The organism is Streptomyces sp. NPDC088387, from assembly GCF_044753385.1.
In the GTDB taxonomy this organism is placed as follows: Bacteria; Actinomycetota; Actinomycetes; order Streptomycetales; family Streptomycetaceae; genus Streptomyces.
Genome location: NZ_JBIVNC010000017.1, coordinates 35,594 through 48,935 on the forward strand (window position 1 = coordinate 35,594; position 13,342 = coordinate 48,935).

The following is a 13,342-nucleotide window of genomic DNA, read 5'->3' on the forward strand; positions in this document are numbered from 1 at the left end:
GGATGCGCCGGTTGGCCAAACCGGCGTTCCTCCGGACCATTGATGCTCCCACCCCGCCAGTGACTGCGTGGAAGGAACTCATGTCCCAACCCCCGCCCGCCTCGGCGTTCGCGCCGGCTCCTGACCCGCTCACCCCTGACCGGGACATCACGCACCAGCACTTCCAGGCCGGTGACACCGTCGTCGTCCTGAAAGGGGTGGCCGGCGGGGAACTGTGGGGCGACGCGATGCGCGTCGTGGCCCCGTCCTGGCACACCCCGACCGATGAGGACGGGTGGCGGCTGCGTGATCAGACCGGCGGCGACCAGTCCTACGTCACCGCCCACCCGCGCTATCTCGTGCACCTCACGCGCCGCTGCCCAGACTGCCTGATCTACCTGCGGGCCATGGAGGACGCCCTCCTTGCGCGGTTCGACGACAGAAATAAGTTGATCGACTGCGGCTGGTACACCACCACAGCCCTGGGCCAACTCGTGCACATCGCCGACATCCGAGGCGGCAGGTGATCCCCAGCCTGCACGAACGGACCCACAGCCCGCACGACCCGCTCGAAGAGGCGCTGGGGCGTCCGGTCTCGCCGAACGAGGAACTGACGGAGTACACGGTCGTCGCCCATTGGCCCGACCTGGACTACTTCACCCGGCACGACGGGCAGAAGAGCTGGACTTCCGTCCAGTGGGCCGAGCACCTCGAAGGCCCCTACCTGGAGCACCCGTTCGCTGCTGGCCCGGACGATGACCGACACGCGATTCTCCACGTCGACGTCCGGCTCCACCCCGACGACAGAGAGCTGACCGGCCCTGAGTGGGCTGAAGCCGCCCACCGCCTTGCGCGGGCCGCCGGTATCGAGATCCCCGGCAAGGAGCACGGGTGCCGCTGGATCGCCGTTCAGGCTCAGCCCGGGCGCATGGACGTGATCGCCAACCTGATCCATCTCGACGGCGCGTGGCACGCTCCGCCGGCCGACGTCCTGCGACGCCTCGCGGACGAGGCCCGCCGCATCGAGCAGGATCTCCACCTGATCTCGCCGGCAGGCGCTGAACCCACAACGCGGGCTGCGGTCCGTGCGGCGCCCACTGTGTCGTTGCAGTTCGCGAGTGTCCTCACCCAGCTCGCCGACGAGCAGGCCGGGCCACTGGCCGCGGTCCGTGGGCTCGTTGAGCACACCGCGCACCGGATCGCCCGTGAGCCCGGCGCCGCTGGCGCCGACGCTGCGCACCGCTTGGAGCTGATCGCCCGCCGCCTGCACGCCATCCAGCAAGACCTGGACACCGCGGCCGCCTGCGTGGTGCAGCCCCGTGCAGTCCCGGCCCCGGCCGCCGCTCGGCACACCGCCCGCCGAAAGCTGTAAGGAGGGGTCTCGTGACCCCGTGCCGACCGCTACTCGGCATCCGTTGTGCCCCCGCTCTGGGACGAACTCCTTGCCCGTAGCGGCGACTCCGGGACCCGCGGCGTCCTCCAGCGCGGCGGGATGAGCGCCGTCGTCCGCGTCCACGAGACCGACCACCGGGCCCCGCCGAATTTGGCCCGTGTGCGCCTATCCGCCTCCGCCGCGCTCCCTCCCGGCCCAGCTGCCGATAGCTGCCGGACAGCACCGCCGACTCCCAACTCGCCCAAGGACACCATGCACGACCACGACACCTCCGAGCACCTCGCCACATACGCCGACGTCCTCGCCGGCGAACTTCCCGGCGCCTGGACCATCTCCCTACTGTCGCCCGACGCCAAGGACGACCTCGCCGAACTCACCGACCGGATCTGGGACTTGGACCTGCTCGCCGCCTCCCTCGCCGAGCAGCCCCTGCAGCAGGCCGCCGTCCTGAGCCGCCCCGACGGCGCACAGCTCGTCCTTCTCAACCGGCACGACGAGCGCGACGGCTTCCTCATCGCCGCCATCGCCCCGCGCGCACTGCCCGACGAGGCGTACGGCGCCGTGCCCGAGCCCAACGGCATCGCCCTGGCTGATGACCCGTTCCTGAGCGCCGAGCAGATCGCTCGCGACTTGCTCGCCCGCTACAACAACGCACTCGGCCAGGTCCGGTACAACGCCCTGGGCGGCGTCCAGCCCTCTCAGCCGGACCGGGTCGTTCTGACCTGGCAGCCGGACGGCAGCGTCGCCACCGCCCCCGCCGACGACCGCGCCCACGCTGTCCTCGCGGCCCACGGCTTCATCCAGGACCCCCAGAGCGGCATCCACCGGCTCAACGGCGACGATACCCAAGCTCAGGCCCGCGCCCTGCGCGAGATCGGCCCGCAACTCGAAGCGCTCGGCATCGGTACAGCCCTCCAGCACCCGGCAGGCCGGACCGCGCCGACCTCCGCACCGGCACCCATGCCGACGGCCCCGGCCAGCACCCGTACGCCAGCGACCCACATTCGGTGACGGCCAAGGACCCCGACTTTCTCGGTGCTGGAAGCCCGTCACCATCCCCACCGACGCTATTCGGCATCTGACACTCCGCAACCGAACACCCAGCTGCCGACGAACATAAGCGCCCGGTGCCCCGCGCCATCCCCGCCCTGCTCATGGCTTGGGCCCAAGGCCAACTGCAGGCCCGGCGTCATCGACGAAGCTGCCTCCCGGCAGCCCGTGCACGGCCTCCGCACCCCAACGGCTCGCCTCGCCGCGCAGCCGCCGGGCCCGGCCAGCCCCCTCTCGCACCCAGCGCCGACATGGCGTACCTCGTAAGACACCCAGGCAGCCCCGACAACACGCCGAGGCCGCCCACCGCACCGACTACGCCGGAGCAGCTCGTAGCAAGCCGTACACCCCCACCGATGAGCCGTCGGCTCCAACCCCGGTTCGCCACAGCCCTGTTCCGCCGCTATCTGCGCGCCTGCATCCCGACCGGCCACGGCCGCAACTCCCCGCTGGGCGGCGCCCGACCCGAAGCGGTCCGCGCCGAGGCACAGCGTGTCGGGCAGCGCCACCACCACTGACCGTCCACCGCCCCGGAGGAGCATGACCCACCCCGCCCCTACCCGGTGAGACTGGCCGACGAGATCACCCGCCAGCTCGGCCAGCTCGCCGACCACCTCTCCCAGCTCCCCCCGCCCCAGGCCGCGCAAGTCATCGCCCGGGTGCTCGACCCGGACACAGGGGTCCTTGGAGGCGTCACTCACCTCGTCGCCACCGGAAGCGTGTTCGCCAAGGACCAGGCGGAGCGAGGCGCGCTCCCCGCGGAGGCGTGGCTCGCTCTTGGGCGAGCCACGAACGAGCTGCACGACATCGCTCTCGACCTGGACGAGCACAAAGACACCCTGCAGCGCGTTGGCGCACAGCCGGCTACTACCACGGCGAAGCCCCCCGGGCCCGCACCGCTCGTCGTCAGGCGGCACCGGTGAAGAACCGGCAATGGCAGGTCCGGGCGCCAGACGAGCAGGCCGAGCAGCACTACCTCGTCCAACCCCGTGCCCTGGCCGGCGGGGGCGACATACGGCATGTCTCGGAGTTCCTGCGCTCCTCGGGATGGCGGGACAAATCCAAGAAGGGCGGTCCACTGCACATGGAAAGCCCGGACCGCGCCCTCCGCATCACCTACGACCCCTACGTCCTTCCCGGCGGGTGGACCATCCACAGCCGAGCAGACAGCACCAACCGCGAGTGGTCGGCCCACCTCGGCCGCCAAACCCCGGTGGAGATCGTCGCCGGTCTGACCGACGCCCTCACCCGTCCCCGCTCCGCCCACGCCCCCAACGTCTGGGCTCCGTTGCAGGAGCAGAACTGGCACACGCGTTTCGAGGGCCAGGACTACATGGCCACCAGCCCCGACGGCACCGCGTGGATGCACTACCACCACAGCCCCGAAGGCCCAGCGATGTGGTGGACCGGCGCCACAGACAAGCAGGGAAACGGCTGGACAGCCACCTTCACACGAGACACGCCCATGCACCTGGTACAAGCCTTCTCGGCCGAACTCGCCAGCCCCGATCCCGTGATGCGCCCACGCGGGCGCGTCCCGCTCAGCGCGCAGATCCGGACCTGGTCGGTGTCCGTCACGCCCTCCCAACTCCGTGCGTGGCAACAAGCCCGGATCACCGCCGCCCACACCGCCGCCTGGGCCCGCAGCAACACCCAAAGCCACCGGCCACACACCAGCGCCCGCCCGTACACCCCGGCCGGCGGCGCCCGGACCCGCCGCTGACCCGACACGCTGCCCCAAGGATCCCGATGCCCGCCCTCACCTCGGACACCATCCGCACCGCAACCGAGACTCTCTCGGACCTCACCGACTACGTGCGCGAGAAACCAGACCCCGTCACGGCACTCGCCCTCGTCGAGCCCCTGCTCGACGAGTACACGGGCCTGCCCGTCCAGCTCGCCGACACTTTGCGCGCCCTCGCCCGCGCCGTACAGGAACACCCGGACACGCCACGCACCGCGCAGACCGATCGCCTGATCACCGAGTTGCGCACGGCCGCGCGGCATCAGACCGACCAGCACGCCCTGCACTACGTGCCCGATGACCTGCGCGACCTCTACGGTGATGCGCCCGCAAGCGGGCCAGAGCAGTCCCGATGCCGTTGACCTCACGGCAACTCGCCGCGTTCGCCGAGGAGTTCGCCTGGCGGCTCCCTGTCGACACCAGCCCCCGCCACCTCGCCGGACCTGGCGACGTCCGTCACGTCACCCACGGCCTCGCTGCCGCCCGATGGAGCACGGTCTCCGACCCGCTGAGCGCCGAGATCGTCATGCGCAGCCCCGACCTCCGGCACTGCCTCCAATTCGACCCGCAGTCCCACACCTCGGCGTGGTGGCGGCTGCGTGCCGAACCCATCGACTCCGAGCCAGGCTGGTACGCAGAGTTCGGCGAACTCGTACCCGCCGAGATCCTCACCGGATTCACCGACGCCCTCATCGCCCCGCCGCCACAGCAGCCGGATCTGTGGCGGCCGGTGACCTCGGCGGGCTGGCACCGGGACGCCGATGGCACGGCGCACTCGCCGGACTCCATGTGCCATATCGAACTGCGTCCGCTAAGGGAGTTCAGTGGCCGGCCTTCCTGGCATGTCGAGACCAGCGAGCCCGGTCATGGGGGATACCCCGGCCGGCGCATCTGGCATGCCTATTTTGACGAGCACACTCCCACACACCTCGTCGCAGCGTTCCTCACCGCGCTGGCCGACCCCAGCCCGATACAGCGCAACCAGTACGACCGCACCGCCCACTACAGCGCCGTGCAGGAGCCCAGTCCGCTACGTCCACAGCAGGTGGTCGAGGCGCACACCGCCCGTATCGAATCGCTCCGCGCACGGGCGCGCTCTGCCCGCCGACAGCAGTCGAGACTCCCGGCTACCCCCGCGAAGGGCTACGGCGCGCCGTCAGCTACCCGCCGCTGAACCGACAGGAACCCACCCATTACGCACGATCACCGTTCTCACCGCGACTTCCTCCGTCACCTCAAAGGCTTTGTCCGTGACAGCAAGAAGATCCTCGACTCCTGGGACGCCTACTCCGACGAGCACACCGACCCCGATGGCTGGCCCGACGACGAGCACGCCTACGGCTTGCGCTCAAGCCAGCGAGACGCCGACACCGCCGAGGCGTTCGAGTCGCTCCGCTTCGGTGCCCGTCATCTGCTGGCCACGGCCGAGACCCAGCTGGGCCTTCTGCCGTCGGACACCGTGCAAAGCCGCTGGGTCTACCAGCTGGATGTCCTGCACACCGCCCTCGACCGGCTCGACGAGCTGCACGAGCAGTGGCTGCAGACCCGAGATGCCCTCCCCATCGCCGCCAGGCCCGGCACCGCTGCCTTCGACGACGCCCTCGCAGAGCATCACGCCGAATCGTGGAGCTACCTCGACGACTGGGCCACTCACGGAAAGGCACTCCAGGAGATCAATTCCGCTGTTCGCCAAGCCCGTTCGCCCCTAGCACCGCTTCCGGCGCCCGCACCCGGACGGCGAGGTACGGCACGCGGGTGAGCGCGCCCCCAGCTCATGGGACAGTCGAGGTCGACTACATCGCACCGCGCCACCTCGCCGGCGGCGGCGACCCCGCCTGGATCACTGTCCCTCTCCACCGGGCCTGCGGATGGAGTTACGGCAACGACCCCCTCATGCCTCGCGTCCTGCTCTCCAGTCCCGACCAGAAAGCTCTCCTGCGTCTGGAGCCCGAACACGAGGGACGGTGGTGGACGCCCAACCACGCGGCAGAGCCGGGCAGACCCGCCTGGTCTGCCGGCTTCGGCGCTCGCACCCCGGTAGAACTCATCGCCGCCGTCACAGCCTCCCTCACCGACCCGTCCGCAAAAGCCAGCGCATCATCCGGCCCATTCGAGCCCCTCGCCCAGGCCGGATGGGGCGGCGGATACAACTGGAACGGCGTCGTCTCCCCCGACGGAACCGCCGTGTCCAGCATGTCGTGAGGCGCAGCACCGCCTTCTGGGTCGCCACGGCCGAACTCGGCAACAACACCGTGTGGCAGGCCCGCTGCGGCGCGCACATTCCTGCCCGTCTGGTCACCGCGTTCACCGCTGCGCTCGCCGATCCGAAGCTGCTTGCGCGCATCAACCGCGAACGCAACCTCCCGGCCCCCGACGCGAGCGTCATCACCCGTAGGACCACGGACGTGCCCGCCGTGTACGTCGCAGGGGCGCTGGAAGAACGCGTCCGATCCCTTGCTGCCAGGCGTGCCACCCTGCTGATGACCCAAATCGCCTCGCGACAGCCGCCGGCGAAGGACAGCCGCAGCCGCTGAATCTCCGACCCCGACCGGAAGTACATAGCCTTTGCCCTCCTCCTCCAACAGCAATACCGATGGGTACGACCTTGTCCTGCGCCTCCTTGTCGGCGTGCTCGCCATCGTCGTCCCCCTCTCCCACCTCGCCTGGCTGTCGGGCAACATCACCGCCTACCTCACCGGCACCAGCTGGTCCCCGTATCAGCCGACCAAGGCCCTGCTCCATCCCGAGCAGGTCTGGCCCAACGCGGCAGAAACGTCCCTGCTGATCGGTGCCCGCGTCGTTCCTGTTCTCCTCCTCCTTGCCCTCGGGACGGTGGCGAGCGTTCTGTGGGCCCGACACACAAACCACGGCGGCGGCCGGAAAAAGATCACCGGAATGGCCAAGGCCAGGGACATCGAACCGCTGATGGCCAAGGTGATCACCGACAAGGCCCGATCCCTGCGCCCGAGCCTGAAGGACGCCAAGCGCATCGAGGCCCGCGACACCGGCATCCTGCTCGGCAACCTGCAGGGCACCAGGCACGAAGTACGCATGGGCTACGAAGACGTGGCCGTCGCCATCATGGCCCCCCGCTCGGGCAAGACCACCTCACTCGCAATCCCCTCCGTACTCACCGCACCTGGACCGGTCCTGCTGACCTCGAACAAGGCCGCCGGCGATGCCTTCACCGCCACCTACGATGCCCGCACCCGCGCGGGACAGGTGTGGTCGATGGACCCGCAGCAGATCGCACACGCCGCACGCGAGATGTGGTGGAACCCCTTGGCGGATGCCAAAACCCTGGAAGGCGCGGGACGGTTGGCCGGACACTTCCTCGCCGCGTCAGTGGACGCGAGCCAGCAGGGGGACTTCTGGTCCAAGGCCGGGTCCAACATCCTCGCCCAGCTCTTCCTCGCCGCGGCCCTCGACGATCGCCCGATCACCGACGTCATGCAGTGGCTGGCCTTCCCCGCAGACCGCACCCCGCTTGACATCCTGCGTGACCACCAATTCGCCGCGGTCGCCGCACAGCTCAAGGGAACAGTGGAAGGACCCCCGGAAACCCGGGACGGCATTTACGAGACCGCCCGCCAGTACGCCGCCTCTCTGCTGAACAACGAGATCGCCTCCTGGGTCACGCCACAACAGGACGTACGAGAGTTCAAGCCGTCCACCTTCGTCACCTCCACCGACACCCTGTTCCTGCTCAGCAAAGACGGCGGCGGAGGAGCCTCGGCACTGATCGCCGCATGCGCGGACTCAGTGATGCGAGCCGCGACCGCACAGGCGGAACGTGCCGGCGGACGCCTCGACCCGCCCATGCTCGCGATCCTCGACGAGGCCGCCAACGTCTGCAAAATCTCGGACTTGCCGGACCTGTACTCACACCTCGGGTCACGAGGCGTCATCCCCATCACGATCCTTCAGTCTTACCGCCAGGGCCAGAAGGTCTGGTCGGACGCCGGCATGGACGCCATGTGGTCCGCCTCGACCATCAAGGTCATCGGCTCCGGCATCGACGATCCTGACTTCGCGGACAAGCTGTCCCGCCTGATCGGCGACCACGACGTCGAAACCACCTCGACCTCGCACTCGGAGTCCGGCAAGTCGACCTCCATCAGCATGCGGCAGGAGCGGATCCTGCCCGCCGACGCGATCCGTGCCCTCCCAAAGGGCACCGCGCTCTGCTTCGCGACCGGCATGCGGGCCGCCATGCTCGACCTTCGGCCGTGGTATCTGGAGCCCGGCGCGGAGGAACTCTCCGCAGCATCTGCCAGAGCGTCGCAGGCGATCACCGCTCGCGCCATCGCGAAGCACGCACCAAAGCAGTCCGACTTCGGTGAGGCCGCGTGAGCCCGCATACAGCCCTGGTACGTGGACCCTGACGGTGACGCTCCCTGCGCGCAGCGTTCACAACAGCTCACACCGCGCCTCTGAGCGGACTGTCATCAGCACCGCGGGGGAGCTGGACAGCCCCGAACTGGACGCCTACACGGCTCTTGCACGCCTCAATCGCAAAGCAGTAGTCCTCCCTCCGACGCAACCACACCATGCGGCCATCTGCCCCGAACCCGCCCGCCGCCCCTAAACCAATCTGGATTCAGGCCTTCATGACCACGCCGCCCGACGCCCCCATGTTCGATGTTCCCCAGCCGCCGAACTGTGTGGAGCGGTTGTTGACGCTCGCCTGCCGCTACATCCAGCACAACGACACGCTGGATGTTCTGCTGCAATTCTCCGGCCCGCCCGCAGACCCAGACTTGTACATGCGCTGCGCCCACCGGCTCCAGCGCGAGACCAACGCCACCATCGAAATCATCCCGAACCAGCCACTGCACACGCGCCGGGCACTCACCAGCACGGTCGCCCGGCTCAAGCAACTCGCCCACCTCAGTGGCGGCGCAGCCCGCCACCTCGCCACAGCTCGTCATGCCCTTGGCTCATCCGAGGCGAGCGAGAGCCGTGCCGAGGTTCTCCGAGTGATTGCCCATGACATCCAAGCTGCCCGCGAACTGACGGTCCTGGCTCCCGAAGCAGTCGTTGAAGCCGCCATCCAGGTCGCGCCGTACCTGCCCGACCGCAACTACGGCGGGAGCAGCATCGGCGCAGAAGTAACCCCTCGTCAACGGGAAGCCCTGCTTGCCGTCGCCCGCGGGCACATCAGCATCGCCGACACCCCCGACGGGCCAACCGTCCACACCAGCACGAGGACCGGGTGGCAGTCACCTGCCAGCCACGTACCCGGGCTGGAAGACGTCGGCCTGGTCTCGCGGGCCATCGGCACGGCGCCACCCTCCCGTCACTACGCCAGACCGCAGGACCGTGTACATCTCACTGAAGCGGGGATCATGGCCCTCAGCTCGGTCATCGCACCAGATCAGGCTGGGCGACACGCGGCCCTCACGGTGGGCCCGCACCAACCCGCAGCCACAAGGGCAGCCCACCGATGACCGCCTGCGGAACCCTTGATGAGCAAGCGTGGGTGAGCATCAATCTCGGAGACGCCTACCGCCAGACCGGAGACTTCGACAAGGACGGCATCGACCAAATGCTCGAACAGCTCAACCTCACCGACGAACGCGAAGCCCTCGAAGGCGACCGGAAAGTAGTCGCTTCACTCGCCGACGCCCCCACCCCGCAGGCCCCACTCCAGGGAACCGGGAACAGCCGACAGCTTCGTCCCTCTCCCTGAGCTCTTGAGGTCAATCGGAGCTGGAGAGGACCACCACAGACCGCACTCCTAAAGGGTCACGCAGCGTCATACCAGGGCTTGTTCGCCACCCAATGCCGAATCCAGCCCGCAAAGCCAGGCTCAGCAGTGGTGAACCCGAACTGCTCGCCGAATGGGACAGCACCGACGTCACTGATCAGCCAAACGTACCCTCGGCGAGGCACGGTGACGATGAGATGCCAGTTCATCGCGCACCCGTCGGTGCCGAGCACGATCGAGCCGTGGTTGTAGACCCGTTCAAGGCGTTCGTCGGCATCCTCGGACTGGTCCGAGTCTTCCTCCCAGATCCATGCCTCCACCAGCGGGAACGGCTTGCTCAGGTCGCGTTCCTGCTCGTCATCGCCCCAGTCGTCCGGCAGCTCCGCCACCGACAGCTGTCCGTACTCGGGCGGCACAGAGTATGAACCGTCCGTTATCTCGGCGACGAGAGTCCGATACGGCTCGGGCAGCACGATCCCATGTGCTGCTTCAAAGGCATGCACTGCCTCCCAACCAGGAGCCGACTCACCTCCGTCATCAACGTCGAACGCCGCACGAAGCGCCGCCAACTCAGCAGGGTCAGCTCGGTTGATATTCATGCGGCATGGATACCACCCCCCAGTGACAACGCCTCGCGCGCTGCGGCACCGCCACCTGCCCCTTGCCAACCGCCTGCCCTCAGAAAGGACACACCCCTGTCTCAATTCTCAATAGCTTGCCCGTTCCACGGAAATGCACAGTGGCTTCATATCAGGGAAAAATCTCCGTCCGAGCGGGCGGACGTCGTCGAATTCGACGCGGCCATACGGCAGGGCAATACCCGTGCCAATGCGTCGGGCAGCCGGCTGCTCGGCGAGGCGTTCCTGCACCGCTCCCGCGTTCCGCTGAGTCGGGCGCCAATCGACCATGTCACCGCAGCCGAGCGGGCGGCCCTGCGGATCAGTGCGGACGAGGCCGACGTCCTGGAGATCGGTGTCGAGGACGGCTGCTCGCCCTGGGCGTGCCGCGGAGACGCCGAGAAGTTGACGCAGGACGGCTTCGGGCTGGCCACGTGATACTCGACCTCTTCGCGGGGCCGGGCGGCTGGAGCCGAGCACTGCACGTCCTGGGCATGCGCGACATCGGGCTGGAATGGGACCCCTGGGCGTGTAAAACCCGCTCTGGGTCCGGGCAGTTGACCATCCAGACCGACGTGGCGATGTATCCGACCTGGCCGTTCGTCGGCCGCACCCGCGGCGTGATTGCTTCTCCGCCGTGCCAGGCATGGAGCAAGGCCGGCAAGCGCCTGGGCCTGCTCGACCAGCCCCTCGTGCACGCGGCGGTCAAGGACCTAGCCGCCGGTCACGACACCCGCGAGCGTCTGCTCGCCGCATGCCGCGACGAGCGCTCGCTGCTCGCCGCCGAGCCGATGCGCTACCTGTACGCGCTGAACACTGTCGGCGAGCCCGACTGGGTCGCCATGGAGGAAGTACCGGACGTCCTCCCCTTGTGGAAGCAGTACGCGGCCGTCCTGCGCAGGTGGGGGTTCTCCGTCTGGTACGGGATCCTCAACGCGGCCGACTTCGGCGTCCCGCAGACCAGGAAGCGAGCAATCCTCCTGGCCTCCCGCGTACGCACGGCACTGCCGCCCACACCCACGCATTCCCAATTCGCGGAGCCCGAGTCGCTGTTCGGTCCAGGTCGAGCCCGCTGGGTCAGCATGGCCGAAGTCCTGGGATGGGGCGCAACGGACCGCCCCGTCCCCACCGTCTGCGCGGGTGGCGGGCCCGGCGGCGGCCCCGAGCCGTTCCCCTCGGGCTCCCGCAAGACGCTGTCCGACGCTCGCGAGCGCGGCACCTGGATGCCCCGGCCGGACGGGATGGTCCTGCAGTCTCGTCGCGAGGCCGCGGGGTCGGCGGCTCGGCACGGCACCCGCGAGAACCGTGCCGCCGACGCTTCGGCGCCGACGATCACCACTGAGGACCACCGCTGGTCCTGGTCCCTACGCAGCAACAACCAGGCCAACGCCACTGTCCGTCTCCTGTCCGAGCCGGCCGGCACGCTGTTCTTCGGGCATCGCGCAAATGCGTGCACGTGGATCGCCGAGCCCACCGCACCTCCGATTGAGGACGCCGACGCGCTGGCCGTTCCCGAGCCGATCCGGATCACTGCCCGCGAGGCCGGCCTCCTGCAGACCTTCCCGGCGGACTACCCCTGGGCCGGCAACAAGGGACAGCAGTTCTCCCAAATCGGCAATGCGGTGCCCCCGTTGCTCGCCGGCCACCTCCTCGCCCCGCACCTCGGCGTCACCCTCGACCCCGACGACTTCACCCTCGCCGCTTGATGCCCCACTCCTCCGAACCCGAGCCCGAACAAGTCGACCTCGACACCATCGCACCGCCCCAGCCGGTGTTCCATGTCGAACAGGCCCTCCTCGGGGCCCTCCTCCTCCACCCGCACCGTGTGGACGATATGAGCTGCATCGTCGCCGACTCCTTCTCCACCGTCGCGCACGCCGCCCTGTTCAGTGCGATCACCACCCTGCCGCGGCCCGACCCCGCCGAGCACGCGAAGAGCACCCACTGGCTCGACCGCGTGCTCTCCGAGGCCCGAGAGCAGGCGCGCGGGCTGACCGCCTCCTACCTGCACAGCCTCGTCCAGGTCTGCCCCCGGCCCAGTCACGCTCCCGCATATGCCCGGATGGTCGAGGCAGAGCACGCCCGCCGCCACCTGCAGACGGCCGCCGAACACCTCGTCCACACCGTCCACGACGTCTCCCTCCCGCACCCCGTCCAGACCGTGCTCACCAAGGCCGACGCGCTCGCGACGGTCGTGGACCACATCGCAAGCCGCTTCCCGCCCCGGGCAGGCGTACTGCCTCGTCCCACGGCACCGCCACCCGCCGCGCCCAGTTCCGCAGAAGCCGTCGAGGAAGAACGGCTCCTACTCGCTACCGCCACGGCCTACCCCTCAGACATCGACTCTGTTCAGTGGCTACTCCCCGGCGACCTCACCGTGCCGTTGCACTCCGGCTTGTGGCAGTGCCTGACTGCCCTGACGCACCGCCACGAGCCCGTCGACCCCGTCACAGTCCTATGGGAGGCACAGCAGCGCGGCCTGTTGGACGACGGCAGTGAACCGGGCGAAGTACTACGCCTGCTGTCCGAACCGGCAGGTTCCGTCGATCACTTGGGCCGGCAGGCCCTGCAGCGTTCCCTCCTGGCCACCGCCGAACACACCGGCCGCAACATCGAGGCGTATGCCGGCGACCCGGCGAACACGCCGTTCCAGCTCGTCGTCGGAGCCCGCCGCTCCCTCGCCGACATGAGCGCCGCCCGCACCCGCTGGCAGCAGGCCACCGAAACTGCCCCGGCACAGCGACGGCGACCAGCACCCAACACCCGCGCCGGCCCGCCGACCACGACGGCCGCGCACACCCGCCGCTCCACACGAGCAACCCGCTAGCCCCCGCGTACGCCGGTGGCCG

At 69.1% G+C, this 13,342-nt stretch carries 17 protein-coding genes; 16 read left to right on the forward strand and 1 reads right to left on the reverse strand.

The genetic code is table 11. The annotated features are described in order from the left end of the window. The first annotated feature begins 80 nt into the window (after window positions 1-80). The 14 genes from ACIQAC_RS34140 to ACIQAC_RS34205 all read left to right on the forward strand — a co-directional run bounded on the left by ACIQAC_RS34140 (window position 81) and on the right by ACIQAC_RS34205 (window position 9,858). Window positions 81-506, forward strand: coding sequence for a hypothetical protein (locus tag ACIQAC_RS34140; RefSeq protein ID WP_402198115.1), 426 nt, complete (start codon window positions 81-83; stop codon window positions 504-506). Continuing rightward, window positions 503-1,351 carry a relaxase/mobilization nuclease gene (locus ACIQAC_RS34145; protein ID WP_402198117.1) on the forward strand — a complete coding sequence of 283 codons (849 nt, stop codon included), beginning with the start codon at window positions 503-505 and terminating at the stop codon, window positions 1,349-1,351. The genes ACIQAC_RS34140 and ACIQAC_RS34145 overlap by 4 nt, the downstream gene beginning before the upstream one ends. 273 nt (window positions 1,352-1,624) lie before the next feature. Beyond that, window positions 1,625-2,383 (forward strand): hypothetical protein, encoded by a 759-nt coding sequence (locus ACIQAC_RS34150; RefSeq protein WP_402198119.1) that lies wholly within the window; start codon window positions 1,625-1,627, stop codon window positions 2,381-2,383. 395 nt (window positions 2,384-2,778) lie between these two features. Continuing rightward, window positions 2,779-2,940 (forward strand): hypothetical protein, encoded by a 162-nt coding sequence (locus ACIQAC_RS34155; RefSeq protein WP_402198122.1) that lies wholly within the window; start codon window positions 2,779-2,781, stop codon window positions 2,938-2,940. A 45-nt stretch (window positions 2,941-2,985) separates the two neighbouring features. After that, on the forward strand, window positions 2,986-3,345 hold the full coding sequence (locus ACIQAC_RS34160; protein WP_402198124.1) for a hypothetical protein: 360 nt from the start codon (window positions 2,986-2,988) through the stop codon (window positions 3,343-3,345). Further along, the gene (locus tag ACIQAC_RS34165; protein ID WP_402198125.1) at window positions 3,342-4,145 is read left to right on the forward strand and encodes a DUF317 domain-containing protein; all 804 of its coding nucleotides are present in this window, start codon (window positions 3,342-3,344) and stop codon (window positions 4,143-4,145) included. The genes ACIQAC_RS34160 and ACIQAC_RS34165 overlap by 4 nt, the downstream gene beginning before the upstream one ends. Window positions 4,146-4,171: 26 nt before the next feature. Then, window positions 4,172-4,528 (forward strand): hypothetical protein, encoded by a 357-nt coding sequence (locus ACIQAC_RS34170; protein WP_402198126.1) that lies wholly within the window; start codon window positions 4,172-4,174, stop codon window positions 4,526-4,528. After that, window positions 4,519-5,340, forward strand: coding sequence for a DUF317 domain-containing protein (locus ACIQAC_RS34175; protein ID WP_402198129.1), 822 nt, complete (start codon window positions 4,519-4,521; stop codon window positions 5,338-5,340). Before ACIQAC_RS34170 ends, ACIQAC_RS34175 begins: the two co-directional genes overlap by 10 nt. Window positions 5,341-5,508: 168 nt before the next feature. Further along, window positions 5,509-5,925: a hypothetical protein gene (locus ACIQAC_RS34180; RefSeq protein ID WP_402198132.1), complete on the forward strand. Its 417-nt coding sequence runs from the start codon at window positions 5,509-5,511 to the stop codon at window positions 5,923-5,925. 134 nt (window positions 5,926-6,059) lie between these two features. Next, window positions 6,060-6,368 (forward strand): DUF317 domain-containing protein, encoded by a 309-nt coding sequence (locus tag ACIQAC_RS34185; protein WP_402198398.1) that lies wholly within the window; start codon window positions 6,060-6,062, stop codon window positions 6,366-6,368. Continuing rightward, window positions 6,365-6,700, forward strand: coding sequence for a DUF317 domain-containing protein (locus ACIQAC_RS34190; RefSeq protein ID WP_402198134.1), 336 nt, complete (start codon window positions 6,365-6,367; stop codon window positions 6,698-6,700). The genes ACIQAC_RS34185 and ACIQAC_RS34190 overlap by 4 nt, the downstream gene beginning before the upstream one ends. A 31-nt stretch (window positions 6,701-6,731) precedes the next feature. Beyond that, complete coding sequence (locus ACIQAC_RS34195) at window positions 6,732-8,519, forward strand: type IV secretory system conjugative DNA transfer family protein (RefSeq protein ID WP_402198137.1); 1,788 nt, start codon at window positions 6,732-6,734, stop codon at window positions 8,517-8,519. A gap of 257 nt (window positions 8,520-8,776) precedes the next feature. Continuing rightward, window positions 8,777-9,616, forward strand: coding sequence for a hypothetical protein (locus ACIQAC_RS34200; protein WP_402198138.1), 840 nt, complete (start codon window positions 8,777-8,779; stop codon window positions 9,614-9,616). Between the two features lie 32 nt (window positions 9,617-9,648). Beyond that, window positions 9,649-9,858 (forward strand): hypothetical protein, encoded by a 210-nt coding sequence (locus tag ACIQAC_RS34205; protein WP_402198139.1) that lies wholly within the window; start codon window positions 9,649-9,651, stop codon window positions 9,856-9,858. Window positions 9,859-9,914: 56 nt separating this feature from the next. Here the strand turns inward: ACIQAC_RS34205 and ACIQAC_RS34210 are convergent, their stop codons facing one another. Then, entirely contained in the window at window positions 9,915-10,475 is a 561-nt protein-coding gene (locus tag ACIQAC_RS34210) for an SMI1/KNR4 family protein (protein WP_402198141.1), read from the reverse strand. A gap of 452 nt (window positions 10,476-10,927) precedes the next feature. Between ACIQAC_RS34210 and ACIQAC_RS34215 the strand changes: the two genes are divergently transcribed. Beyond that, window positions 10,928-12,199, forward strand: coding sequence for a DNA cytosine methyltransferase (locus tag ACIQAC_RS34215; RefSeq protein WP_402198143.1), 1,272 nt, complete (start codon window positions 10,928-10,930; stop codon window positions 12,197-12,199). Further along, window positions 12,199-13,320, forward strand: a complete 1,122-nt coding sequence (locus tag ACIQAC_RS34220; protein WP_402198144.1) for a DnaB-like helicase N-terminal domain-containing protein — start codon at window positions 12,199-12,201, stop codon at window positions 13,318-13,320. The genes ACIQAC_RS34215 and ACIQAC_RS34220 overlap by 1 nt, the downstream gene beginning before the upstream one ends. The last annotated feature ends 22 nt before the right edge of the window (window positions 13,321-13,342 follow it).